General features: G+C 73.3%; 25 protein-coding genes. 12 read left to right on the top strand and 13 right to left on the bottom strand.

Annotation, left to right across the window (positions count from 1 at the left end):
• Position 1: 1 nt before the first annotated feature.
• From flgB to ACI79E_RS00095, 7 genes are all read right to left on the bottom strand, one after another.
• A complete protein-coding gene (flgB, locus tag ACI79E_RS00125; RefSeq protein ID WP_456930510.1) occupies positions 2 to 349 on the bottom strand; it encodes a flagellar basal body rod protein FlgB in 348 nt (115 codons plus the stop codon).
• Between the two features lie 298 nt (positions 350 to 647).
• On the bottom strand, positions 648 to 1,004 hold the full coding sequence (locus ACI79E_RS00120; RefSeq protein ID WP_456930509.1) for a hypothetical protein: 357 nt from the start codon (positions 1,002 to 1,004) through the stop codon (positions 648 to 650).
• Entirely contained in the window at positions 1,001 to 1,387 is a 387-nt protein-coding gene (fliS, locus tag ACI79E_RS00115; protein WP_456930508.1) for a flagellar export chaperone FliS, read from the bottom strand. The genes ACI79E_RS00120 and fliS overlap by 4 nt, the downstream gene beginning before the upstream one ends.
• 67 nt (positions 1,388 to 1,454) lie before the next feature.
• Positions 1,455 to 2,816 carry a flagellar filament capping protein FliD gene (gene fliD / locus ACI79E_RS00110; protein ID WP_456930507.1) on the bottom strand — a complete coding sequence of 454 codons (1,362 nt, stop codon included), beginning with the start codon at positions 2,814 to 2,816 and terminating at the stop codon, positions 1,455 to 1,457.
• A 108-nt stretch (positions 2,817 to 2,924) separates the two neighbouring features.
• Positions 2,925 to 4,082 (bottom strand): flagellin N-terminal helical domain-containing protein, encoded by a 1,158-nt coding sequence (locus ACI79E_RS00105; protein ID WP_456930506.1) that lies wholly within the window; start codon positions 4,080 to 4,082, stop codon positions 2,925 to 2,927.
• Positions 4,083 to 4,223: 141 nt separating this feature from the next.
• A complete protein-coding gene (locus ACI79E_RS00100; protein ID WP_456930505.1) occupies positions 4,224 to 5,288 on the bottom strand; it encodes a glycosyltransferase family protein in 1,065 nt (354 codons plus the stop codon).
• Positions 5,289 to 5,361: 73 nt separating this feature from the next.
• On the bottom strand, positions 5,362 to 6,306 hold the full coding sequence (locus ACI79E_RS00095) for a sigma-70 family RNA polymerase sigma factor (protein ID WP_456930504.1): 945 nt from the start codon (positions 6,304 to 6,306) through the stop codon (positions 5,362 to 5,364).
• 174 nt (positions 6,307 to 6,480) lie between these two features.
• Between ACI79E_RS00095 and ACI79E_RS00090 the strand changes: the two genes are divergently transcribed.
• From ACI79E_RS00090 to ACI79E_RS00050, 9 genes are all read left to right on the top strand, one after another.
• Positions 6,481 to 6,966 (top strand): flagellar protein FlgN, encoded by a 486-nt coding sequence (locus ACI79E_RS00090; RefSeq protein WP_456930503.1) that lies wholly within the window; start codon positions 6,481 to 6,483, stop codon positions 6,964 to 6,966.
• The gene (flgK, locus tag ACI79E_RS00085; RefSeq protein WP_456930502.1) at positions 6,963 to 8,414 is read left to right on the top strand and encodes a flagellar hook-associated protein FlgK; all 1,452 of its coding nucleotides are present in this window, start codon (positions 6,963 to 6,965) and stop codon (positions 8,412 to 8,414) included. Before ACI79E_RS00090 ends, flgK begins: the two co-directional genes overlap by 4 nt.
• Positions 8,415 to 8,418: 4 nt before the next feature.
• Complete coding sequence (gene flgL, locus ACI79E_RS00080) at positions 8,419 to 9,327, top strand: flagellar hook-associated protein FlgL (RefSeq protein ID WP_456930501.1); 909 nt, start codon at positions 8,419 to 8,421, stop codon at positions 9,325 to 9,327.
• On the top strand, positions 9,324 to 9,728 hold the full coding sequence (gene fliW, locus ACI79E_RS00075; RefSeq protein ID WP_456930500.1) for a flagellar assembly protein FliW: 405 nt from the start codon (positions 9,324 to 9,326) through the stop codon (positions 9,726 to 9,728). The genes flgL and fliW overlap by 4 nt, the downstream gene beginning before the upstream one ends.
• An 83-nt stretch (positions 9,729 to 9,811) precedes the next feature.
• Positions 9,812 to 10,111: a carbon storage regulator CsrA gene (csrA, locus tag ACI79E_RS00070; RefSeq protein ID WP_456930499.1), complete on the top strand. Its 300-nt coding sequence runs from the start codon at positions 9,812 to 9,814 to the stop codon at positions 10,109 to 10,111.
• Positions 10,112 to 10,312: 201 nt separating this feature from the next.
• Positions 10,313 to 10,771 (top strand): hypothetical protein, encoded by a 459-nt coding sequence (locus ACI79E_RS00065; RefSeq protein ID WP_456930498.1) that lies wholly within the window; start codon positions 10,313 to 10,315, stop codon positions 10,769 to 10,771.
• Positions 10,772 to 10,844: 73 nt separating this feature from the next.
• Positions 10,845 to 11,939, top strand: a complete 1,095-nt coding sequence (locus tag ACI79E_RS00060; protein WP_456930497.1) for a flagellar biosynthesis protein FliA — start codon at positions 10,845 to 10,847, stop codon at positions 11,937 to 11,939.
• Positions 11,940 to 12,069: 130 nt separating this feature from the next.
• Positions 12,070 to 12,414: a hypothetical protein gene (locus ACI79E_RS00055; protein WP_456930496.1), complete on the top strand. Its 345-nt coding sequence runs from the start codon at positions 12,070 to 12,072 to the stop codon at positions 12,412 to 12,414.
• Positions 12,411 to 13,169: a hypothetical protein gene (locus tag ACI79E_RS00050; protein WP_456930495.1), complete on the top strand. Its 759-nt coding sequence runs from the start codon at positions 12,411 to 12,413 to the stop codon at positions 13,167 to 13,169. The genes ACI79E_RS00055 and ACI79E_RS00050 overlap by 4 nt, the downstream gene beginning before the upstream one ends.
• Before the next feature lie 82 nt (positions 13,170 to 13,251).
• On the opposite strand, the gene ACI79E_RS00045 is transcribed toward ACI79E_RS00050, so the two are convergent.
• The 6 genes from ACI79E_RS00045 to ACI79E_RS00020 all read right to left on the bottom strand — a co-directional run bounded on the left by ACI79E_RS00045 (position 13,252) and on the right by ACI79E_RS00020 (position 20,085).
• Positions 13,252 to 14,907: an NlpC/P60 family protein gene (locus ACI79E_RS00045; RefSeq protein ID WP_456930494.1), complete on the bottom strand. Its 1,656-nt coding sequence runs from the start codon at positions 14,905 to 14,907 to the stop codon at positions 13,252 to 13,254.
• A gap of 559 nt (positions 14,908 to 15,466) precedes the next feature.
• Positions 15,467 to 15,676 carry a hypothetical protein gene (locus ACI79E_RS00040; protein ID WP_456930493.1) on the bottom strand — a complete coding sequence of 70 codons (210 nt, stop codon included), beginning with the start codon at positions 15,674 to 15,676 and terminating at the stop codon, positions 15,467 to 15,469.
• Between the two features lie 98 nt (positions 15,677 to 15,774).
• Positions 15,775 to 17,088 (bottom strand): citrate synthase, encoded by a 1,314-nt coding sequence (locus ACI79E_RS00035; RefSeq protein WP_456930492.1) that lies wholly within the window; start codon positions 17,086 to 17,088, stop codon positions 15,775 to 15,777.
• 71 nt (positions 17,089 to 17,159) lie between these two features.
• Positions 17,160 to 18,488 carry a glycosyltransferase family 2 protein gene (locus ACI79E_RS00030; protein WP_456930491.1) on the bottom strand — a complete coding sequence of 443 codons (1,329 nt, stop codon included), beginning with the start codon at positions 18,486 to 18,488 and terminating at the stop codon, positions 17,160 to 17,162.
• Positions 18,485 to 19,600 (bottom strand): DegT/DnrJ/EryC1/StrS family aminotransferase, encoded by a 1,116-nt coding sequence (locus ACI79E_RS00025; protein WP_456930490.1) that lies wholly within the window; start codon positions 19,598 to 19,600, stop codon positions 18,485 to 18,487. The genes ACI79E_RS00030 and ACI79E_RS00025 overlap by 4 nt, the downstream gene beginning before the upstream one ends.
• Positions 19,597 to 20,085, bottom strand: a complete 489-nt coding sequence (locus tag ACI79E_RS00020) for a sugar 3,4-ketoisomerase (RefSeq protein WP_456930489.1) — start codon at positions 20,083 to 20,085, stop codon at positions 19,597 to 19,599. Before ACI79E_RS00020 ends, ACI79E_RS00025 begins: the two co-directional genes overlap by 4 nt.
• Positions 20,086 to 20,145: 60 nt before the next feature.
• Here ACI79E_RS00020 and ACI79E_RS00015 point away from each other — a divergent pair, with 60 nt between their 5' ends.
• The 3 genes from ACI79E_RS00015 to ACI79E_RS00005 are packed head-to-tail and all read left to right on the top strand — an operon-like array spanning position 20,146 to position 23,160.
• A complete protein-coding gene (locus tag ACI79E_RS00015) occupies positions 20,146 to 21,069 on the top strand; it encodes a GNAT family N-acetyltransferase (protein WP_456930488.1) in 924 nt (307 codons plus the stop codon).
• A complete protein-coding gene (locus ACI79E_RS00010; RefSeq protein WP_456930487.1) occupies positions 21,069 to 21,770 on the top strand; it encodes a class I SAM-dependent methyltransferase in 702 nt (233 codons plus the stop codon). The genes ACI79E_RS00015 and ACI79E_RS00010 overlap by 1 nt, the downstream gene beginning before the upstream one ends.
• Positions 21,763 to 23,160 carry a hypothetical protein gene (locus ACI79E_RS00005; protein ID WP_456930486.1) on the top strand — a complete coding sequence of 466 codons (1,398 nt, stop codon included), beginning with the start codon at positions 21,763 to 21,765 and terminating at the stop codon, positions 23,158 to 23,160. Before ACI79E_RS00010 ends, ACI79E_RS00005 begins: the two co-directional genes overlap by 8 nt.
• Positions 23,161 to 23,249 lie beyond the last annotated feature (89 nt).

Raw genomic sequence — 23,249 nt, 5'->3', positions numbered from 1 at the left:
GTCACGCCGTCCGCAGGGCGGTGCGCAGGCTGTTGTACTTGCCGTCCAGCGCGTTGAGGGCCAGCTGGTAGCGCAGACCGGTCTCCGTGGCGATCACCGTCTCGCTGTCGAGGTTGACGTTGTTGCCGTTGGTGTTGGTCGGCTCCAGGGAGCGCGCGACGGTGCTGCCGCCGACCGTCGGCGTCTGACCGCTGCGCAGCTGGCTGCGCAGGGTGGACTCGAAGTCGACCCGGCCGGCGAGGAAGCCGGGCGTGTTGATGTTGGCGATGTTGTCGGAGGTGACGCGCTGCCGCTGCGCCAGCCCGCTCAGGGCCGCGTGCAGCGTCGTCATGGTGACGTCGCCGATCACCGGGCACTCGCCACGTGGGCAGGGCAGGACACGATCGACCTCCGGGTACGCGGGAGACACTCGCGAGCGAGTGAGGGGTCCGCCGATCCGTGGCGAGGGGCTGTGCTGTCCGTGCTCCTGTTCCATCGGCATCCCGAGCCCCAGACATGACCAGATGTCGCCCACGGGAGTGGCCCGAGTTGGCAGATGGTGTGAACGGGGCGGATGTGACTGCTGGGAGTGACCGGGCCCAGGAAACGACAGAGCCCCCCGCGGCACCGGGAACCGGTGGGCCGCGGGGGGCGGGGGAGTGCAGGAGTTACAGGGCCCGGTCGATGTAGGAGGCCACCGGCCGGGTGGGGGCGTAGGTCATGCGGGCGGCGACGTCGCGCTGCCGGCGGGACTGGATGATCGCCTCGACCAGTGCCTCGGCGACCTCGAGCTGGTGCTGCAGCAGGCGGGCGGCGCGCTCCCGCAGGTCCGGCGGGACGGGGCCGAGGCCGGTGGGTGGCACCCAGTCCTGGGCGCGTCGTCCCCAGGCCTCGATCTCCTCGGTGCGCTCGGCGTCCATGCTCGCCGCGGCGGCGAGGACCTCGCCCTCCAGGTCGTCGAGGACGGTCGCCCACTCCGCGGTGGGCTCCTCGGCCCGCCCGGGGGAGGGGCGGTCGGCGGTCATGCCGACGCGGCGGCGAGCGAGGCGGCGGCCTGCCGCCACGCGTCGCGCAGCGGCTCGACGACCTGCAGGCACGAGGCCACGCGGTTGCGGTCGGCCTTGACGTTGGCCTGCACGAGCTCGCCGATCAGCCAGGTGTAGAGCGCGGCGAGGCGGGGCCCGCCCTCCCAGGCGTCGACCTGCAGGCTGCTGCGCAGCTCGATCACGATCTCCTGCGCGTGCTGCAGCTGCTCGCTCGCCTGCTCGCGCGTGCCGCTGGTCAGGGCGGCCTGGGCGCGCTCGAGGTCGAGGGCGAGCCGGTCGTACAGCATCACCAGCAGTCGCTGCGGGGACGCGGTGGTGACCGTGTCACCCATGTACCGGGCGCGGAGGGATGCGGTGCTCATGGGGTACGGATCTCCAGGGTCAACGTCGGGGGAGCGGCGTCGGTGGGGGACGTCGGGAGCGGGTGGCTCAGGACCAGGACGGCAGGCTGCTGATCTGCCCGGCCAGCCAGGACGACTGGTTCTGCAGCGTGCCGAGGGCGGTCTCCATCGCCGTGAACTGCCGGGTCAGCGTCTCCTTGCGCAGGGCGAGGCGGACGTCCCAGTCGGCGATGCGCTCCTGGAGGTCCTTGGCGACGCTCTCGCTGCCCTTGGCCAGCACGGTCAGCGATCCGGTCGTGGTGTCCGACGCCGACTTGCCCAGCGCCTCGAGCTGCGCGGACAGCCCCACCGGCCGGGCGGTGGCGCCCGCGCCGGTGGTCGCGCTGAAGAACGTGCGCGTGGCGGCGGGGTCCGCGGCGAGCGCGGTGGAGAAGGCGGCCTTGTCGAACGTCAACCGGCTGCCGTCCTTGGTGAGCTGGATGCCGTAGGTGGCGGCGGACTTGCCACCGATGCCGGAGGAGACGATGTCGAGGACACTGCCGGCGAGGTCGCGCAGGGTCCGGTCGCCCTGCAGCGTCGCGGTGGCGCTGTCCTTCGAGGTGTAGTCGCTGACCACCTGCAGCGCGTTGTTGGCGGCATCCACCAGCGCCTGCACCTTGGCGGCGGTCGAGTCGGTGTCGCGCGCCACCGACACCGTCGAGGTCTCCCCGGCCTTCGACACCGTGATCGTGGTGTCGGGCAGCAGGCCGGTGAAGGTGTTGCTGGTGGAGGTGACCTCGTAGGCGCCGGTGCCGGAGCCGATCTTCAGCTTCGCGTCGGTGCCCTTGGTGAGTTCGACGAACGCGGGGCCGCTGACGACCTCGAACACGCCGGGGGTGCCGGCGGTCGCGGTGGTCAGCTGCATCCGGTACTTGCCCTCGCCGACCTGGACGACGGTCGCGGTGAGCCCGAGGTCCTTCTTCGCGTTGATCGCGGCGGCCGCCTCGGTGAGGGTCGCCGTCCCGTTCTTGTCGGTGTCGAGGTCGACCGTCGTGGTGGTGGCACCGACCTTGACGCCGATCGAGGTGGCGGTGAACTCGGTGTCGGCGGCGGCGGTCTTCCCGGCCGGTGCGGCGAACACGGTGTCGCTGCGCATCGCGTGGGTGGTGGCCAGCTGCTCGACGGTGAAGGTCAGGGCGCCGGCGAGCGCGCTCGAGCCGGCCGACGCCGTGACGGAGGTGTTGGAGCTGGTCGCCTTGTTGGCCGTCCAGGCCGAGTCGGTGGCGAGTGCGGCGGCAGCGCTGCGCAGCGAGTCGAACCGGAGGTTGACCGCGCGGTAGCCGTTGCCGTCGCTGTTGGTGGCGACGAGCTTGTTCTTCAGGAGGGTCTGCGGGTTCGCCTCGACCTGCATCAGCTGGCTGATGAGGGATGCGGTGTCCATGCCCGAGATCAGGCCGACGCTCGTGCTCATGCCTGCCATACCGGGGCCTCCTGTGGTCGAGGGGGTGATCGAGCGGGAAGGGGGGAGGCCCGGAGGCCTCCCCCCTTCACCTGGTGGTGCTCAGGTACTGCGGGTGGATCAGCGGAGCAGGCTCAGGACACCCTGGGGGACCTGGTTGGCCTGGGCCAGCATGGCGGTGCCGGCCTGGGTCAGGATCTGGGTCCGGGTGAAGTTGGTCATCTCCTGGGCCATGTCCGTGTCGCGGATCCGGCTCTCCGAGGCGGTCAGGTTCTCGACCGCCACGTTGAGGTTGTTGATGGTGTGCTCGAACCGGTTCTGGATGGCACCCAGATCGGCTCGCGTGTTCGACACCGTCTTGATGGCGGCGTCGATCTGCTTCAGGCCCTCGCTGGCACCCGAGGACTGGGTGAACTTCAGGTCGTACTTCGCGACGTCGTCGGCGGTGGTGGCGGTGGTCGCGGTGAAGGAGACCGCACCGCCGGTGAAGCTGGCGACGACGTCGGTGCCGAAGACGTTGGTCACGGCGTCCTTCAGGGCCGTCTCGCGAGCGGCGGACCCGGCGGTGGCCTCGTAGGAGACCGAGGACAGGTCGAGGGTCTTGCCGTTCATCGACAGCGTGCCGTTGAGCTTGCTGAACTCCTCGGCCTTGGTGAGGTCCGCGGTGCCGCTCGCGACGGTGACGACAGCGGCCGTCGCCACGCCCGCGGCGGTCGCCGCGGCCGTGATGCCCTGGCTGTCCGTGGTGATGTCCACGCCGTCCACGCCGAGGCCGGCGGCGCCCATGGCGGTGCCGACCTTGACGTTGATGGACTCGCCGACGTTGGCACCCACCTGGAACTTGCCGTCGTAGTTGCCGTCGAGCAGCTTGGTGCCGTTGAAGGTGGTCGTGTCCTGGATGCGGGTCAGCTCGTTCTTGAGCTGGGTGATCTCGGACTGGATGTTGTTCTTGGCGTCGTCGTTGAGCCCGCCGCCGTTGCTGGCCTGGACGGTCAGGTCGCGCATGCGCTGCAGGATCTTGTGCGTCTCGGTGAGCGCACCTTCAGCGGTCTGCACGACCGAGACGCCGTCCTGGGTGTTGCGGACGGCGACCTTGAGGCCACCGATCTGCGAGCGCAGGCCCTCGGAGATGGCCAGACCCGCAGCGTCGTCCGCCGCGCGGTTGATGCGGAAGCCGGAGGAGAGCTTCTCCAGCGACTTGCTCATCTGCCCGTCGGTGATCGACAGGTTGCGGTACGAGTTCATCGCCGCGATGTTGTTGTTGACGCTGAGACCCATGGTGTTCCTCCTTGGACGGGGTCCTGGTGTTCATCCCGCTGCATCCGTGCTGCGGGCCGTGCAGGTGGTCTTTCGGCGTGGGGCGCCTGGGACTTGAGGCGAACCGGCCGGGGATTTCGCCGGGGTCACCCGGGAGGGTCCTCAGGCGTACTTCCGCCGGCTCCGTGCGCGGTGGTCGAGGGCCTGCTGCCAGGCGGCCACCCAGCGCTCGGCGGTGTGCTCGGTGAGGTGGCCGGCGAGGACCGCCTCGCGGTTGGCGGCGGCCTGCTCCCGGCGCCGCTCGGGCTGCTCGACCGCCGTCGTGAGCGCCTTGGCCCAGTCCTTGGCGTTGCGGGCCCGCCAGCCGAGCCCGAACCGCTCGTACTCCGCGCTGGGTGAGCGGGCGAACCACACCCCGCGTGCCGCGTACTCCAGCGCCTTCAGCCAGCTCTTGGCGGTGTTGAAGCGGTCGATCCGCAGGGGCGCGATGCCGACGTCGAAGTGCTCGCCGACGGCCGCCGTGTAGGCGTCGATGCCGTCGATCCAGGGCACCTCGTCCGGCTCCTCGGCGAGCCCGAGGCGGGTGCGGGCGTTGCCCTTCTGGCCGAGGACGGTGAACCGGCTCCGGCCCGCCGTGCGGTCCAGCGCCTGCTGCAGCCCGGTCCCGACCTCCTCGAGGTCGTACGGGTGGTAGTACACGCTGCCGGTCCAGCCGATGGTGACGACGTCCGGCTCGCGCTCGTAGGCGGGCGGCAGCTCGGCGAGGCGCCGGGGGACCGCGTTGGGGACGACCGCACCGCGACCGTGCGGCGCGTACTCCTCCAGCAGTGCGGGCGTGGTGGTGGTGACCATGTCGGCAGCCCGGGCACACTCGGCGGCCCGCCGCGCCATGCCCTTGCGCACGAGGACGTCGTGGCTGGGCGTGCCGAAGGGGATGGCCGAGAGCAGGTCGTCCATCTCCACGACGACGGCGACGCCCTGGTCCTGCAGGACGCGGATGGTCTGCAGCATGGCCACCGTCTTGGGCAACTGCAGCACGACGACGTCGGCACCGCGGGCGTCGGCGTCGTAGACCTCGCCGCCCTCGCCGGGACGGACCATCGTCTCGATCCCGCGGGTCGTCTCGATCTCGACGTCGAAGCCGGCCGCCCGGATCTCCCGTGCGGGCTCGCGCACCCGGTAGTGGTCCTGGGCGTCCTGCCCGGCGTGCATGATCAGCACCTTCATGGGGTCGTGGCCTCTCTGCGGTCGTGCACGTGCGTCGGGGGTGTCCACTGCCGGAAGCAGGCAGTGCCGGAGGTCAGGCGGGGCGGGCCGTGCCGTAGCGCTCGCCGACCGCCCGCGCGCTGCGGGGGTGGGGGAGCGGGGGTGCGGCCACGGGCGGTGCGTTCCGGCCGGCCACCCGGTCGACGTAGGAGCGCTGCTGGTTGCGGGCCCGCACACCGCCGTCCGCCGGTACCGCCTTGCCCTCCCACACCTCGCTCATCGCCGCGTGCAGCAGGGTGAGCGCGCGGGCGCGCATCTGGGAGACGCGGGAGAGGGTGACGCCGAGGTCGGCGGCGATGTCGGTGAGCGACTCCCCGCCGAAGAAGTTCCGCTCGACGACCTCGTCGAGCCGGTCGGGCAGGGCCCGGATGGCCTCGTTCAGGTAGCGGGAGCGCTCGCTGCGCAGCACCGCCCGCTCGGGGGACTCGCCGGTGTCGGGGAGGTCGAGGGAGGACCCGTCCGGGCCGGTCTCCGCGTCGATGCTCACCATGACCGCGCGGTGGACGTCCACCTGCAGCGACTCCAGGTCGCTGCGGGCGATGCCGAGGCTGGCGGCGAGCTCCTCGCGGGTCGGGGGGCGACCCAGTGACATCGCGAGGGCGTCGGCCGCGGCGTCCGTGCGTCGCGCGGCGGCCCGCACGCTGCGGCTGGCCCAGTCGCCGGAGCGCAGCTCGTCGAGGACGGCGCCCTGCAGGCGCGCGAGGGCGTAGGTGGCGAAGGTGGCACCGGCGGACGGGTCGAACCGTCGGGCCACCTCCACCAGAGCCACCCGTGCACACGACAGCAGGTCCTCGCGGCTGACGTGGCCCGGCAGTGAGATGCGCGAGGCCACCGCGTTCACGGCGAACGCGGCGAGCGGCAGGTGCTCGGTCACCAGGGCGTCGACGTCGGAGACCGGGGTGCCGGCGCCGGCCCGCGCGAGGACGGGGGGCCGGGAGGCAGGGGTCCGCTCGGTCACCAGGGCGCGCGATGCTCTCACGCCCCCTTCCTCGGCAGGCCGGAGCGAGGACGGGACCTACCTGTCGGCACCATCTCGGGCGAACTTGAGGCCCTCGACTTGAGGCCTCATCCGGAGGTGCCGATGGCTGGAGCGAGAACCCGCTGGCAGCACCGACGTCTGCCGCGGGGAGAAGACGGAAGGACGGTGACGGGCGTGGACTACCAGCACCTGTCGACGTTGCTCTGGCGCGAGCAGGAGCTCCTGGACCTGCTGCTGTTCAAGGCCGAGGAGAAGCAGTACCTCATCGTCACGGGCAAGACCCGCTGGCTGGCGCGGATCGCGCACGAGATCGAGGTCGTCCTCGACCAGCTGCGCACCCTGGAGCTGGAGCGCGCCGCGGTCACCGAGGCCATCGCCGTCCACCTGGGGGTGGGCGACAATCCGTCACTGCGGAAGCTCGCCGAGGCCGCGCCGGCGCCGTGGAACGACCTGTTCGCCAAGCACCACGAGACGCTGCTGGTGCTGGTCACCGAGCTGCGCAGCCTCTCGGATGCCAACCGCGAGCTGATCGAGGGCGGCCTGGCCGCCCTCGGCGACGCCCTGCTGTCGGTGAAGGCCCCGTCGGCCGGCACGTACGGCTCGACCGGCCGGTCGACGGAGCGGTCCCACCGCGCCGTCACGCTGGACGGTGCCCTGTGAGCACCTTCTCCGGGCTGAACACGGCCACGACCGCCCTCTGGGCGCAGCGCCGCGGTCTCGACGTCACCGGGCAGAACATCGCCAACGTCAACACCGAGGGCTACTCCCGCCAGCGGGTCGACCTGCAGGCCATGGGCGGCACCGGCATGCCCGCCTTCTACTCGGTCAGCAACGGCACCAACGGCGGGGTCGAGGTGGCCGGCGTCGTGCGCATCCGCGACTCCTTCCTGGAGGGTCGCGCGCACACCGAGTACGCCACGCAGGCCCGGCTCACCGTCCAGAACGACGCCTACGAGCAGATCCAGCAGGCGGTCCGCGAGCCGGGCGACACCGGCATCCAGAGCCAGCTCTCCGACATGTGGGCTGCCTGGGGGGACGTCGCCAACCACCCGACGGACATCCCGGCGCGCAGCCAGCTGCTGCAGCGCACCCAGACGCTGGCCAGTGGCATCGCCGCCGCGCGCTCCGCCCTCGACGGCCAGTGGGCGCAGACCCGGGAGAGCCTCGGCGCCCTGGTCGACGACGTCAACGCCACGGCCGCCGACATCGCCAAGCTCAACGACTCGATCCGGCGGGCGACGCAGGACGGCAAGTCCGCGAACGAGTTGACCGACCAGCGCGACGTCCTCGTGCTCAAGCTGGCCGGCCAGGTCGGCGCCACCGTCCGCCCCGCTGAGAACGGCGTCGTCAACGTGCTCGTCGGCGGCGTGACCCTCGTGGCCGGCGGCACCGCCACGAGGCTCGCGACCCAGGGGGCCGTCAACCCGGACGACGTCGCCACCGACGCACCGCGCATCGTGACCGTCCCCGGCGGCACCAACGTGACCCCGGGAGGTACCGCCGAGGGCCAGATCGACGTCCTCACCCGGGTCGTCCCCGACTACCGCACCGGCCTGGACGCGGTCTCCCAGGACCTCGTGACGCGCGTCAACGCCCTGCACCGGCACTCCGGGGCCGAGGGCGCACCCGGGAGCTACGACCTCACGGGCGCTCCGGCCGGTGACCTGCTGACCTTCGACGCCGCCACCGGGGAGATCACGCTGGCGTTCACGGACCCGGCGAAGGTGGCCGCCTCCAGGCAGGCGCCCGAGTACAACACCCCGGGAGACCCGACCTCGGGAGTCAAGACGCCGGCGGCGGACGCCGGGGTCGCCGATGCGATCGCCCAGCTCCGGATCGAGACCGGCGGCGCTGACATGCGCTACCGCGGCATGATCGTCGAGCTCGGCATCCAGGCCGCCGTCGTGGAGCGCAACCTCGGCATCCAGTCGGTCATCACCACGAACGTCGACGCCGCCCGCGAGTCGGTGGCCGGGGTCAACCTCGACGAGGAGATGTCGAACATGCTGCAGTTCCAGCACGCCTACTCGGCCGCGGCCCGGATGGTGACCGCGATCGACGAGGCGCTCGACGTGCTGATCAACCGCACCGGCGTCGTGGGGCGGTGACCTGATGCGCATCACCCAGCGCGCCGTCGCGCTCACCAGCCTCCAGGGCCTGGGCCGCAACCTCGACGCGGTCAGCCGGCTCCAGGAGCAGCTCACCTCGGGCAAGATGATCACGAAGCCGGCCGACTCGCCCACCGGGACGAACCGGGCGATGCAGACCCGGGGCGACATCGCCGCGAACGCGCAGTACGCCCGCAACATCTCCGACGGCAAGACGATCCTGGAGACGACCGACTCCGCGCTGACGACCATGCTCGAGCAGGTCCGCCGCGTCCGGGACCTCACCGTGCAGGCCAGCAACACCGGCTCACTGGGGACCATGTCGCAGGGGGCCATCGCCGCCGAGGTCGACCAGTTGCGGGAGAGCCTGCTGGCGCTGGCCAACCAGACGGTGCAGGGCCGGCCGCTGTTCGGCGGCACCACCTCGGGCGCCCAGGCCTACGGCACCGACGGTGCGTACGTCGGCCGCGGGGTCGACCTGGACGATCCCAGCACCCAGATCTGGCGCCGCGTGTCGGACACCGAGACCGTGCGGGTGGACATCAGTGGCACCGAGGCCTTCGGCGAGCCGGGGAAGGACAACCTGTTCGTCGTGGTCGGGAAGATCGCCGAGGCCATCAAGAACCCGACCGACCCCACCGCGCTGGACACGCAGCTCGGCGCCCTCGACGAGGTGCGGAACACCATGCTGTCCGCGCTCGCCGACGTCGGCGCCCGCTCCCGGCGGGTCGAGATCGCGGCCCAGACCACCGCCGACCTCTCGCTGACCCTCAACAGCCGGCTCGCCGTCACCGAGGACATCGACCTGCCGAAGACGATCATGGACCTGGAGATGCAGAAGGTCGGCTACCAGGCGGCCCTGGCCGCCACCGCCAAGGCCCTGCAGCCCACGCTCGTGGACTTCCTGCGATGACCCTCTCCGCGGTCGCGACGCTGCCCCTGCTCGCGCTCACCGAGGCGCTGCCGGGCTTTCCCGGGCACCGGGACTACGTGCTCGTCACCGCCGACGGCGACGGCCGGCTGTTCTGGCTGCAGTCGATGGCGCCCGAGGGGCCGCGGTTCCTCGCCATCGACCCGGGTATGTACTTCCCCGAGTACGCGCCCGCGCTGCCCCGCTCGGTGTGCGCCGACCTGGAGCTCGCCGACCCCGCGGACGCCCGCGTGTACTGCCTGCTCACCGTCCCGCCGGAGGGGCCCGCGGCCGCGACGGCCAACCTGCGGGCGCCGCTGGTGGTGAACCCGCGGAACTGGCGGGCGGTGCAGGTCGTGCTCACCGACAGTTCGCATCAGATCCGGCGTCCCCTGCGCCGATAACACCCAGGGCGGCACCGCCGCCCGTCCGCCCGCTCCCGCGGGCACGCCAAGGACGGCCACCACACACCCATGGAGGGGTATCCGTGCTCACTCTCACGCGCAGCGTCGGCGAGACCATCCGCATCGGCGACGACATCGAGGTGCACGTCGTCGAGGTCCGCGGCGGCACCGTCCGCCTCGGTTTCAAGGCCCCGCGGGAGGTGACCATCCACCGCGAGGAGGTGTACCGGCAGATCGCCGAGGCCAACCTGCTCGCGGCCCAGGTCACCGCCGACACCCTGAGCGCGCTGGCCGCCTTCGTGCCCGCGGCCGGCGCACCGGGAGCGGCTCCTCAGGGTGAGCCCGCAGGTCACGAGACGGTCACGGAGGACACCGCGGGCTGACAGAACTGACTGGGGGATGTCCCCCTCCTGTTGGCGGAAGCTGCCGTCCACCCCATCGGGCGGCAGCTTCGCGCCAGCGACACGGGCAAGACCTGCCGAAGAGAAGGCCCGACAACTGCGTTCGGCACAGCGAGTGTTGTGCCGCTCCCCGGCGTTCGATGCGCGAGAGTTGCCCCAAGCACGTCACAGGGGGCGATCACCATGCAACAGAGCGCAGTCACCGCGACCGGCACCGAGGCCGGCGGCTTCGGCACCGGGTCCGACACCGTGGTCGTGCACGTCCAGCTGCGGCCGCGTCGCGGCTCGACCCGGCGCTGCCTGGCGGCGCTGGCCGAGCTGGCCGGCGGCCACCCCGACGTCTCCTTCGACCTCACGGGGCTGAGCAAGGACGACCGCGTCGTCCGCGTCACCGTGGGCGTCGAGCTCGGCCCGCGGGCCGCGGTCGCCCGGTTCTCACCCGAGGCGCAGGCTGCCTACGCCTTCGTCAGCGCGATGTTCACGACGCTGTACGACCACATGCCGGTCTACACGGTCGAGCCCAGCGGGGCCGAGCGTGCGGCCGCGGCCGACCTGGTCGCCCGCCTGGAATCGGGGTCGGCTGCGCAGGCCGCCGTCCCCGCCCCGCGCCAGTCCCTCCCGGCCGAGCAGATCCCCGCCTGAAGTCTCCCCGGACGCCGTCCTCGGTGCCCGGCGCGGCCACGTCTTCCCCACACAGTCGCCCAGGAGTCCTCCCGTGTCCGACCGCATGTCCACCACCCTCGACGTCCCCGCCGCCGCGCCCCGCGCGCCGCTGGTCTTCGGCGGCATCCCCGAGGCCGAGGGCTGGGCCCTCGCCCCGATCACCCCGCGCGACCGGGTGCACTTCCGCGTCGACCGGGAGCTGCCGCTGGACGAGTTCCGTCGCGAGCTGCCGGACGGCGTCACGGTCAGCTACGACCAGGGTGACGGCCTCTACCGGGTGGACGGCGCGTGCGGGTCGGCGCAGGTGCTGGCCGACTGGGTCCGGGCCTGGTGCGCCGGGCGCGGCTGCACGACGGTGGGCCTGCGGGCCGAGACCGACGTCCGGCGCCGCGCGGCGCGCGACCTGCCGCCGGCCTACCTCGACGAGCTGTGCCGCCACTACCTGCCGGTCAGCCTCAAGCGGTTGCAGCGCAACATGAGCACCCTGCGGCTGCACCTGCCCGACCCCGACGACCTCACCCAGCAGGTCAGCGAGTGGATCCTCAAGGCGGTCGGGCAGTACGACGAGACCAAGGGCGTCCCGTTCGGCGCCTTCCTCGCCACGCAGCTGTCCAAGTGGGTGCACGACCTGGGCCGCAACGCCCACGGCCGCACCGCCGCCGACACGGAGAACAAGCAGCAGAAGGCCATCGCCGCCTTCCTCGCCGAGCACCAGCGCAAGCCCAGCGAGAAGGAGCTGGCCGCCTACATGGGGCAGAGCGTGGCGACGCTGCGGCGCAACTCGCAGACGGTGGCGACGCTCAACGGGCTGCGCAACCTCCAGTCGCTGGACGGCGGCCCCGAGGGCACCGAGATCATGCTGCCCGACACCAGCGAGGCGCCCGACGAGATCATGGGGGAGGCCGAGCAGACGCTGCTGTCGCACGCGCTGACCGCCGCCTGCGCCCCGGACCCCACCGCGCGGCCGGACCAGCGGGCCGGCCAGCCCAACGTGCTCGGCTGGGCCACCTGGTACCTGACCACCTGGGGCGGCAGGACCAAGACGCAGCTGTCGGCCGACCTGGGCACCTCGGTGCGGAACATGAACGTGCACGCCGACCGCGTCGAGCGCAGCCTCCGGCAGCGGCTCGCCGAGCTCGCGGACTGACCCGTTCCGTCCGGAGAAAGGCCGGGATCACGGGTCGAGTGCCGCTCCCGCCTGCCGATATCTCACTCGTGATGGAACGCACGGGTCCCCGCCGCGAGAGCGGGACCGTGCCGGGGCGGGACGGCGCCCGATGAGCGCCCTCGCCGCGGGGGAGCCCACCCCCGAGGTCCTCGTGCCGCACTGGCTGGCCGCTGCCGACCGCGAGCAGCTGGCCGCCGTCGTGCGCCGGGCGCTGGAGCACTCCAGCGTGCACCCCGTCGCCGCGGTGCACCTCGCCGACGTGCTCACCGAGCTGCACGTGGCCGCCGCGCGCGACGCCGTCTGGCCGGCCCCGGCCGCCCGGGTGCGCCGGGTGACCGGCTGGGGCGCCGACGTGCTGCCGGTCCGGCTGTCCGCGCGGGAGCTCGCGAGCGTGCTCGACCTGCCCGCCCTCCCGCCGCTGGTGCGCACCGCGCTCGGCCGGGGACGCGGGTGAACGCCGACCCGCGCGGGGGCTCCGGCCTCCTGCAGCGGTTGCGCCCCGTGCCGGTGACCGTGGCCGACCTGCGACGGGCCGTGGCCGACGTCGTGCCGCCGCTGCAGACGTCGCGGCTGCGGATCGCCCTCGTCGAGGACCGGACCGACGGGCCCGTGCTCGTGGTCGTGGAGGACGAGCGGCGCCAGGCGGTGCCGCTGCGCGACCTCGCCGAGGACCTGACCGACGCCCGTGTCGCACCGACACCGGACGCCCTGTCGGCCGCGCTCGTCGCCTGGCTGGACCTGCGGCCCGTGCCGGACGCCGCCGCGACCCAGGCGGGGCTCGCCGTCCTGGACTGGACCGACCGGACACAGACCGCGATCGGCTGGCGGGTCGTCGTCCGCCGCGGGCGGACCGCGCTGCCGTGGACGCCGTCCCCCGCGATCGACGCGCGCGAGCTGCGCCACGTGCGGGAGGCCGCCACCGGCCGCTCCGCGGCCCTCGCCGGAGAGCTGCGGGTCGAGGGGCCGGTGGCGCTCTGGTCGCACCCGGAGGTCCCGCTGCTGGCGTCGGCCGTCCTGGTGCGCCCCCAGCAGCTGCTCGACCGGATCGCCGCCGCCGGCCTGGAGGTGGCCGACCCGCACGTGGTCGTCACCCCGAGCTCGGCGGTGGCCTGCGCCGGTGCGGGAGTCGCCGCCCGGCTCGCCGGGGAGACCGGCGAGGCGTGCGTGCGCCTGCCGGTGCCGCAGCTCGCCCACCTGCGCTGGCTGTAGAAGGACCCCGTCCTCCTCACCGCTCGCAGGCTCGCGGCGAGCCTCTGGACGGGGCCGACCGTTCGGGGCGACCGACGCCAGCTCACGTCAGGTGGCCGAACTCCCAGTGCCACGGCTCGGGCTTCTCCCCGCCGGGGCGCGCCCAGTCCGGCTGGACGAACCCGAAGCGGCCCGCGTTCTCCGTCATCCAGGTGTTCTGCGTCGTCCCGGCGACGTTGATGCCCCCGCACAGGTCGACCGCGAGAGCCCACCCGTGGTTCGACGTCCCCGGCACGGCGGCCAGCGCCGGCTTGGCGCGGAACGCCGTCACCTGGGCGGCGAGGGACCGGTAGGAGTCGGTGATGCACAGCGCGCGGCCGAACGTCGCCTCGAACGCGGTGGCCATCGCCGTGTAGCCGGCGGCGGCGTCGCACCGCAGGGCGTGGCCGCGGGCGATCGTGCACAGCGTGCCCGACGGGATGCGCCCGTTCGACCAGCCGCCCCACGCGGGGCTGACCGGGCCGACCGGCGCCGGCGGTGCGCCGCACGCACCCCGTCCCGCGGTGCCGGCCGGCAGCGCCGGGTTCGGCTGCGCCGGGCTGGGCAGGGTCACCCGCACCGCGCCGGTGGCGTCGGACAGCGCGCGCACGCCGACCTGGAAGGTCGCGGCCGAGGCGGCGACGACCTGCCCCTCGCCGAGGTAGATGCCGACGTCCGACCCGCCGTCGGCGAAGACGAGGTCGCCGACCTGGAGCTGCGACAGCGGCACGGTGGCGCCCTGGGTCCACTGGTCCGTGGACCCGGTGGGCAGCGCGTACCCCGCGAGCAGCCAGGCGCCGGCGGCCAGCCCGCCGCAGTCGTACACGTCCGGACCGGCGCCGCCGGCCACGTACGGCTTGCCGACCTGCGCCAGGGCACTGCTGACCGCGGCCACGGTCTCAGCCGGCAGCACGGTCACCGGCTGGTTGCCGGCGACGGCCCACGCCACACCCGGGACCGGCCGGCCGGCGGCGTCGAGCGCGGGGGAGAAGCCGGGCGGCAGCGCGGCCGGATCGGTCAGGACGGCCGCGGGCGGCGGCGTGATGCCGGCGACGGCCAGCCGCCCCAGGTGGTCCTGCCAGCGGCGCAGGGCCTGCTGGTTGGTGTCCTGCTGCGCCCCGGCGGACGGCACGGTGCCGAGGGCGGCCAGCTGGGCGGTGACGTCGGTGCGCAGCCCGCCGATGTGCGCCCGCACGTCCGCCAGGACGGTGGCGGCCTGCTGCTCCACGGTGGCGACGGCGGCCCGCGCGGTGGCCACGCGCTCGACCGCGATCGCGAGGGCCGCCTCGGCGCGGTCGGCCCGGACGACGGTCCGCTCCAGGTCACGCCGGGTGAGCTCGACCAGGGCCTCCTGGTGGAGCACGTCGGCCGTGGCGGCCGGCTGTCGCACGCTGAGGGTGAGCAGGGGGTGGCGCGACTGGGGCGAGGTCCGGTACAGCGTCGCGGCGCGGGCTCCGACGTCGGCCCGGGAAGCGGCGACGGCGTCGCGGGCGGCCCGCTCGGCGTCCTGCGCCGCCTGCAGCTCGGCCCGGCGCGCGGCGAGGTCCTCCTGCAGCGCCCGGTAGTGGTTCGCGCCGTCGATCATGGTGCCCTGCGCGGCCAGCGCCAGGCTGGTGGTGTCGGTCGGTTCGGCCGCGCTCCCCGGGGCCTGCGTCCCCGGGCCGACGAGGCCGGCGAGCACCGGCAGCACCAGGCCGAGGGCGGCCAGCGACAGCCGCACCCGCCAGCGGCGAGGACCTGCGGGAGGGGTGTCGGGCCGCGCCGTCCGGGGGCGGGTGCTCCGCCGCGACCGCGACGTCCCGCGGGTGCGGGCCTTCTTGCCGGTCGGGGGACGCCGGCGGGCGGCACCCGTGCGGCCGGCCGGGGAGGCGGACCCGTCGGCCCGGGTGGCGAGCGTCGCCCGCAGCGCCCGGATCTGCTCGGGGGTGAGCGGGGGACGCGTCGAGGCCCCGGTCGCGGCCGTGGCCCGGGAGCGGGCTGCGGGGGGTCGGGCAACGCCGGCACGGGCGGTGGCCTCGCGGCGGGCGGCCTCACGCGCAGCGGCGACCAGGGCCGCCTGGCGGTCGGCTGGCGTGCCGCCGGGTCGGGAGCCCCTCGTGCGTGGTGCAGGCACTGCGGATCCCCCGGCGGTCTCGTCGTACGTGGCCGGCTCCGCGGTGTGCAGCGGAGCTCTCGGCCGTCGTATCGACGGGCGCGGGGGATGCCCGGAGTGCTTCGGGGACCGGCCTCACCCCTCCGGGGGAGGGTGGATCGCAGGTGACACCCGATCGGCGTACAGGTCAGGGACCGGCGGGGGTGCGGTCGGCGGGGGGCCACCAGCCGCCGTGGTGGTGTTCGAGGGGGATGCGCAGCTCGCCGCCGTCCTCCGTGGAGACGACGAGCTCGACCTGCGCGACGCGGCGGTCGGCGCCGTCCAGGCGGACCACCTCACCGGTGGCCAGGGGGACGGGTGGGAGGGTCAGGTCGTCCTCGGTCGAGGACTCGGCCATGGGACTCCTCCCCGGTGGGTGCGGCTGGACGGACTCATGCTGCCCGAGACGCCGAGGTCCCGTCGCCCGGACGGACGACGGGACCTCGGCTGCGTGCCTCAGCGGTCGGCGATCTCCACGAATGGCCGCTCGGTCTCGCCGGTGTAGACCTGGCGCGGACGGCCGATCTTGGTGGACGGGTCGGCGATCATCTCGCGCCACTGGGCGATCCAGCCCGGCAGCCGGCCCAGGGCGAACAGGACGGTGAACATCCGCGTCGGGAAGCCCATCGCCCGGTAGATCAGCCCGGTGTAGAAGTCGACGTTCGGGTACAGCTTGCGCTGGATGAAGTAGTCGTCGCTGAGCGCGATCTCCTCCAGCTGGCGGGCCAGGTCGAGCAGCTGGTTGTCCCCGCCGAGCTTGTCCAGCACCGCGTCGGCGGTCTTCTTGACGATCGCCGCGCGCGGGTCGTAGTTCTTGTAGACCCGGTGCCCGAAGCCCATCAGCTTGACGCCGGGCTCCTTGTTCTTGACCCGCTCCACGAAGCGGTTGATGTCGCCGCCCTCGCGCTGGATGGACTCCAGCATCTCCAGCACCGACTGGTTGGCGCCGCCGTGCAGCGGGCCGAACAGGGCGTTGATGCCGGCCGACACCGAGGCGAAGAGGTTGGCCTGCGAGGAGCCGACCAGGCGCACCGTCGAGGTCGAGCAGTTCTGCTCGTGGTCGGCGTGCAGCACGAAGAGCATGTCCAGCGCCGCGGCGAGCTCGGGGTCCACCTCGTAGGGCTCGGCCGGGAACCCGAAGGTCATCCGCAGGAAGTTCTCCGTCAGCCCCAGCGAGTTGTCGGGGTAGAGGAACGGCTGCCCGACGGACTTCTTGTACGCGTACGCGGCGATCGTGGGCAGCTTGGCCAGCAGCCGCAGCGTCGAGATCTCGACCTGCTCGTCGTCGAACGGGTCCAGGGAGTCCTGGTAGAAGGTCGACAGGGCGCTCACCGCCGAGGAGAGCACCGGCATGGGGTGCGCGTCGCGGGGGAAGCCCTTGAAGAACTGCTTGAGGTCCTCGTGCAGCAGCGTGTGCCGCCGCAGCCGGGAGTCGAAGTCCGACAGCTGCTGGGCGGTGGGCAGCTCCCCGTAGATCAGCAGGTAGCTGACCTCCGCGAAGCTGGCCTTGCCGGCCAGCTGGTCGATCGGGTAGCCGCGGTACCGCAGGATCCCGGCGTCACCGTCGATGTAGGTGATCGCCGAGGTGCAGGACGCCGTGTTGACGAAGCCGATGTCGAGGGCGACCTGGCCGGTCGTGGCCAGGAGCTTGCTCGTGTCGATGCCGTCCGCGCCCTCCGTCGCGGGGACGACGGGAAGGGGCAGGTCTCCACCGGGGTAGCGCAGGGACACGTCGGCGGTGCCGGCGGGTGCGCTCGCTGTCTCGCTCATCAGGTCCGCAGGCTACTCAGGTACCGCGGGGTACGCGCGCGCCGTCCCACCCGGGTGGTGGAGGGAGCGCATCAGGACGTCGCCTGTGACAGGTCGATGTGCCACACCGCCGTGGCCCGTCCGCGGTGCCACGGGGGACCGTCACGGCGGGGTGTCACGGCCAGCCACGGTCCGGGCAGCAACAGTGAGGGGTCCTCGTCGGTCGGGACGAGTTCGACGTCGACGTCTGGCCCCTGGTCCAGTGCGGCCTCCACCAGAGGCACCGTCTCGTCGACGAGCGAGGTGTGCGTCGCGAGCAGGAACTGCTCGGCCCGCCCGGCGTCCCGCAACTCCCGGAAGGCGTCGATCGTCGCGGTGACCTCTGCAGCGTCCGGTGCCGGCGCGGCCAGCGCGCGGGGGAGCCGTCGGGACCACACGTCGACCTCCTGGCGGAACCGGCGGAGGGACTCGGGCCTGTGGGCCCGGTCCGCCAGCGGCTGTGCGATGTCCGCGGCCGTCCCCGTCTCCAGCTCCGTCAAGCGGGCGACCGAGAGGAACAGGGCCTCCAGGCAGGAGGCGCCGTGAGGGGAGCCGGAAGCCCCTCGCAGCACTCCGCTGGCCATGGCCAGCGCCTCCACGTGTGCGCGCCTCTCCTGGCCCTCCGCCGCCAGGAAGCCCTGCCGCCCTGCCCAGTCGATCAGCGCGACCCAGTCGCGGACACTGGCGGGCACCATCTGTGCTCCCTGCGAGCGCTGTCCACCGTGGATCCGGAAGCGACTGAGGGTGCGGGGTGAGTAGTACGCGCGGCCGCGGGTCAGCAGGCGCAGGAACAGTCCGACGTCTCCGAGCACGGCCAGCTGCCGGCCGTCGGCCTCCCAGAGCTCGTCGGGGGCGACGTCCGCCCGTCGGAACAGCACCGTGGTCAGCTCGCCGATGACGTTGGTGCAGTTGCCGAGGACCAGGTCGCCGAGCGCGACGCCGTCGACCGGGCCTGCCTTGTCACTGAAGGGCTTGGGCTGGGTGTTCGGCAGCGGTCGGCCGTCGTCTCCGATGAAGCTGCGGTGGGAGAAGGCCAGGGTCACGTCCCCCGCAGACTGCATGCCCTTGACGAGGTCGCGCACGCAGTCCGAGGCCAGGACGTCGTCGTGCAGGAGGAACTTGACGTACTCGCCGCGTGCCTCGGCCAGGAGCCGGCGCGGGTTCTCGAAGGCGCCGATGTTCCGGCTGTACCGCAGGACCCTGACCCGCGGATCGGCCTGGAACTCCGCGAGGACGTCGGGGGTCCGGTCGGTGGAGGCGTCGTCGCCGACCAGGACCTCGACGTTGCGGTGCGTCTGCTCGAGCGCCGATCGCAGGGCGGGACGCAGGAAGCGTTCGCCGTTGTAGGTCGGGATCAGGATGCTGACCAGGGGCTGGCTCACGGCTGGAACGACCTCACGGATTCGATGACGTGCTGCACGGACTCGTCGTCCAGGTGCGGGCCCATGGGCAGGCTCAGGACCTGACGGGCGAGGGTGTCGGCGACCGGGAGATCGGCCCCGGCCAGGCCGCTGCCGGCGAAGGCCGGCTGCCGGTGCGGGGGGACGGGGTAGTGGACCCCGGTCTCCACCCCGCAGTCGGCGAGGTGCGCGCGCAGTGCGTCCCGGTGCGGCGTGCGCACGACGTAGAGGTGCCAGGCCGGCTCGGCCCAGGGGGTAGTCGAGGGGAGGACCAGGTCGAGGTCCCGCAGGCCCTCGTCGTAGCGCCGAGCCACGTGACGGCGGCGGGTGTTGAAGTCCTCCAGCCGACGCAGCTTGACCCGCAGCAGCGCCGCCTGGATCTCGTCCAGCCGGCTGTTCCAGCCGACCTCCTGGTGGACGTACTTCTCCGTCGAGCCGTAGTTGCGCAGGGACCGCAGCCGGTCGGCGACGACCCGGTCGGACGTCGTGACGGCGCCGCCGTCCCCCAGCGCGCCGAGGTTCTTCCCGGGGTAGAAGCTCCAGGCCGTGGCGTCGGCGAGGTCGCCGACCGGCCGGCCGCGGTAGCTCGCCCCGTGCGCCTGCGCGGCGTCGTCGAGGACGCGGATCCCCCGCTCGCGTGCGACCTCGAGCAGCGGGTCGACGTCCACGGGGTGCCCGTAGAGGTGCACCGGCACCATCGCCCGGGTCCGGTTGGTCACGGCCGCCGTCACGTCGGCGGGGTCCCACAGCCCGGTGGTGGGCGACACGTCGACCGGGACGGGCACCGCGCCGACGTGCAGCACGGCCAGCCAGGTGGCCACGAACGTGTGGGAGGGCACCAGCACCTCGTCCCCGGCGACGACGCCGAGGGCGCGCAGGCCCAGGGAGAGCGCGTCGAGCCCGCTGCCCAGGCCCACGGCGTGGGCGGCCCCGACGGCGTCGGCCCACTCGGCCTCGAACGCGGCCAGCTCCGGGCCGAGCAGCACCCGTTCACTGGAGAGCACGCGCAGGGCTGCGTCGGCCAGCACGGGCCGCAGCTCGTCGTGCAGTGCCGCGAGGTCCAGGAACGGCACCCGGACGCCGACGCCGGTCACTGGCCGTCCTCCACCCGGCGGGCGGCGAGGAACTCCTCCAGGTCGCGGAAGTAGTCGTCCTCGGAGTACGGGGTCGAGGCGAGGACCAGGCACACGCTGCCGCTGGAGAAGTTGCCGAGCTCGCGCCAGGTCATCCGGGGCACGAGCAGGCCGTAGTAGGAGCGGTTCAGGTGGAACCGCGCGGTCTCCGTGCCGTTGTCGACGATGACGTCGAAGCTGCCTGCTGCGGCGATGATCAGCTGCTGGAGCTCCCGGTGTGCGTGGCCCCCGCGGGACTCACCGCCCGGGACGTCGTACAGGTAGTAGACCCGGGCGACGTCGAAGGGGATCTGCGCGCCGCCTTCGATGAAGGTCAGGTTGCCGCGCGGGTCGGTGATCCGGGGCAGGTCGACCAGACGGCAGCCGGCACCGTTCCCCGTCGGCGGGGGGTTCCAGTCGGTCGCCCGGCGGCCGGGGAGGTGCGAGCGTCGGTCGACGGAGGTCACGGGGGAACTCATCGGCAGGAGGCAGGATGGACCGCACCGGGTGGGATGGAGGAGCTGTCGGTGACTGAGCAGGTGTTGGGCGGCGGTCTGCTCTTCTGCGACCGCCGCTTCCACGACCTCAACGGCGTCCCGGAGGACCTCCGGTGGCGCTACGAGCACCGCCGCGACGGCCGGCTGGTCGGCGTCCTGGACGGCGTCGTGACCGACGGGGTGCTGCTCTCCGGTCACAGTGCTCCCTTCGGTGGGCCCGACCTGGTCCGCGAGGACCCGACGGTCGTCGACCTCCTCGACCTCATCGACGGAGCGCTCGCCGCGGCGCGCTCGGACGGGCTGACCGCAGTGCGGATCCGGGCCCGCCCCCCGGTGTACTCGGCCGCCGAGCCGCTGCTGGAGTACGTGCTCCTGCACCGTGGTTTCGCCGTCGAGCACTGCGACCTCAACCAGCACCTGGACCTTGCGCCCTTCGCCGCGGGTGCCGACCCCCTGGGACTGCTCAAGGAGCGGAAGCGCCGGTACGTCCGGTCCGCGCTGCGGCGGCCGCACGAGCTGGCCGAGGTCCGGGGTGGCGCCGACCTCACAACGCTGCACGACATCCTGTCGGCCAACCGGACCGCGCACGGGCGGCCGCCGGTCCTGCCGCTCGACTACCTGGCGAAGGCCCGAGAGAGCTTCCCGGGGCGGGTCCGATTCCACCTCCTGCACCAGGAAGGGCAGCCGGTCGCGGGGGCGGTGGTCTACCGGGTGCTCCACGACGTCGACGTCGTCGTCTCCTGGGCCGACGCGGAGGGGGCGGCGGACCGCTCGCCCATGGAGTTGCTCGCCCACCTGCTCGTGACCGCCTCGGTGCGCACCGGGGCACGGCTGCTGGACCTCGGCCCGTCGACCGAGAAGGACGGAACGCCGAACGTGGGTCTGGTCAACTTCAAGCGCAGCATCGGCGCGGCACCTGGCACCCGCAAGGTCTTCGTGGTTTCACTCGACTGATGGCGCACGACTACTCCGACCGGTACGACCCGGAGACCGACTTCGACCGGCACTACACGGTCGCCACGGGCACGCGCATCCGCCGGTGGTTCCGGCCCGGCGACCGGGTCCTCGAGCTGGGCTGCGCGGCGGGGTTCATGACCTCGTTGTTCGCCGAGCGCGACGTCCGTGTCGACGCGGTCGAGCGCACGCCGTCCTACCACGAGCGAGCCGTCGCCCGGGGGCTGCCCCAGGTGACGTTCCACCTCTCCGACATCGACGACTTCGTCCCGGCGGAGCGCTACCAGCACGTCGTGGCGGCCCACGTGATCAACGAGCTGCCCGATCCGCTCGGCCTGCTCCAGCGGATCGGCACGGAGATGCTGGCGCCGGGCGGCCTGGTGCACGTCACGATGACCAATCCACTGTCGCTGCACCGGCTGATCGCCATGGAGATGGGACTCATCGAGGCCCCCACTGCCCTCAGCGACCGGGGCCGCGAGTTCGCCACGGTGGAGATCTTCGACGCCGACCGGCTGGAGTCCCTCGCCGCCGAGGCCGGACTGGTGTGCGTGCACCGGGAGCCGGTGCTGCTCAAGCCGTTCACGAACGCGCAGCTGGCCGGCCTGCCGGACGCCGTGATCGCCGGCCTGGACCGGGTCGCCCGCCGCTTTCCGGAGAACGGCGCGCTCAACTACGCGATCTTCGTCGCCGGTGACTGAGCCGGCCTCGACGGCGCAGGTCGTCGTCGGCGGGACCGTCGCCGCCCTCGCCGCGGCCGACGCGCTCGCCGCGCGTGGGCGGGAGGTGCGGCTGTTCCTCCCGCGCAAGGGGGTCGGGGGCGGCTTCCTGCCGCTGGTCCGCGAGGGGCAGTCCCTCGAGCTGGGCATGCGGGTGCTGGAGTTGCGTTACGAGGGCGTGGGTGCCCCACCGCCGCTGGAGGAGTACCGGCCGGCGGGGGAGGGGCACCGGCCGTTCGTCGGCATCCTCGACCGGTGGGTGCGCGACCTCGTCGGTGACGACGGCCTCGTCGAGATCGACCCGCCGGCGAGCTGGCTCGGGGGACGACTCGGCCCGGAGGTGCTCCTGCAGTCGGACCTCACATCAGCGGCCGGTCTCGTCCCGTCCGGCGTGGCCCTCCGCATCGCGCAGGAGGCGGCGGCGATCGCGGCGGAGTCGGGTGCGGCCGGCTGGCTGTCGGCAGACGCTGGGCCGACCCTGTGGAGACGGGGCTTCGACGAGGCCTCGCTGCACCAGCACGGCCGCACCTTCCACGAGGTGTTCCTGGCCCCCTTCACCGCCAAGATCCGTCCCGCCGGTGGCCGGGACGTCCTGGCGGCGCTGCGGCGCAAGCTCTGGGTCCCGCTGTTCTGGCCGCGGACCGTGGCCGAGGCGTTCGCCGGCCGGCCGGTCGGTTTCGTCCCCGACCGGCCCCTGACCGTGGCTCGCCCGGGCGGCGTCGGACCGGTGGTACGTGCGCTGCTGGCTCGGCTCCGGGCCTCGACGGCCGAGGTCGCCGAGGTCGACGGCCTCACGTCGATCACGCGGGAGGGTGCCGGCGTGCGCGTCGAGTTCGCCGACGGCCGGGTCGAGTCGGTGCACCGGCCGGTCCTCGGTCTGTCCGCCGGCGACCTGTTCCGCGCGGCCGGGATCGACCACGCCCCGGCGCGGGTGCGCTCGGTCCTCGCGTGGCTCGCGATCCGGGAGTCAGACCTGACGGCGCTGCCGGGCTTCGTGCACGTCCTCGACCCCGACGTCCCGGCCTACCGGGTGACTGCCGGTGCGCTGGACGAGGCGACCGGGACGCGCGTCCTGTGCGTGGAGCTCGCGCACGACGTCCCGCCGGACGAGGCCGGGGCCACGGCGCGGCGGGTCGTGGAGCGGGTGGGACTGTGCGCGGACGGTGCTCCCGTGCGGGAGTTGGCCGTCTTCGCCGGGCCCACCTTCACCGACCCCACGGCGGACACCGTCGAGCGGCACGCCGCGGCGGTGCGGCGGTGGGACGAGCTCGACGTCCACGCGACGGTGGTCGGAGGTGCCCTGGCACACGGCTACGACTCGTTCAACGAGCAGGTCCTGCAGGGGCTGCAGGCAGCCGAACAGCTCGCCTGAGCGTGGTGGGGGGGGGGGGGGGGGGGGGGGGGGGGGGCCCCCCCCCCCCCCCGCCCGGGGGGGGCGTCGAGCTCGATCATCCCGCCGAA

This window comes from Geodermatophilus sp. SYSU D00079 (genome assembly GCF_054050635.1).
This window is presented reverse-complemented; position numbering and strand designations above follow the sequence as displayed.

Excerpts from the sequence above, each read along its gene's own strand:
- ACI79E_RS00040 (WP_456930493.1), bottom strand. The coding sequence starts at position 15,676 with ATGGCCGAGTCCTCGACCGAGGACGACCTGACCCTCCCACCCGTCCCC.
- ACI79E_RS00010 (WP_456930487.1), top strand. The coding sequence starts at position 21,069 with ATGGCGCACGACTACTCCGACCGGTACGACCCGGAGACCGACTTCGAC.
- ACI79E_RS00035 (WP_456930492.1), bottom strand. The coding sequence starts at position 17,088 with ATGAGCGAGACAGCGAGCGCACCCGCCGGCACCGCCGACGTGTCCCTG.
- ACI79E_RS00120 (WP_456930509.1), bottom strand. The coding sequence starts at position 1,004 with ATGACCGCCGACCGCCCCTCCCCCGGGCGGGCCGAGGAGCCCACCGCG.
- ACI79E_RS00100 (WP_456930505.1), bottom strand. The coding sequence starts at position 5,288 with ATGAAGGTGCTGATCATGCACGCCGGGCAGGACGCCCAGGACCACTAC.
- flgL (WP_456930501.1), top strand. The coding sequence starts at position 8,419 with ATGCGCATCACCCAGCGCGCCGTCGCGCTCACCAGCCTCCAGGGCCTG.
- fliD (WP_456930507.1), bottom strand. The coding sequence starts at position 2,816 with ATGAGCACGAGCGTCGGCCTGATCTCGGGCATGGACACCGCATCCCTC.
- ACI79E_RS00105 (WP_456930506.1), bottom strand. The coding sequence starts at position 4,082 with ATGGGTCTCAGCGTCAACAACAACATCGCGGCGATGAACTCGTACCGC.
- fliS (WP_456930508.1), bottom strand. The coding sequence starts at position 1,387 with ATGAGCACCGCATCCCTCCGCGCCCGGTACATGGGTGACACGGTCACC.
- ACI79E_RS00065 (WP_456930498.1), top strand. The coding sequence starts at position 10,313 with ATGCAACAGAGCGCAGTCACCGCGACCGGCACCGAGGCCGGCGGCTTC.
- ACI79E_RS00055 (WP_456930496.1), top strand. The coding sequence starts at position 12,070 with ATGAGCGCCCTCGCCGCGGGGGAGCCCACCCCCGAGGTCCTCGTGCCG.
- fliW (WP_456930500.1), top strand. The coding sequence starts at position 9,324 with ATGACCCTCTCCGCGGTCGCGACGCTGCCCCTGCTCGCGCTCACCGAG.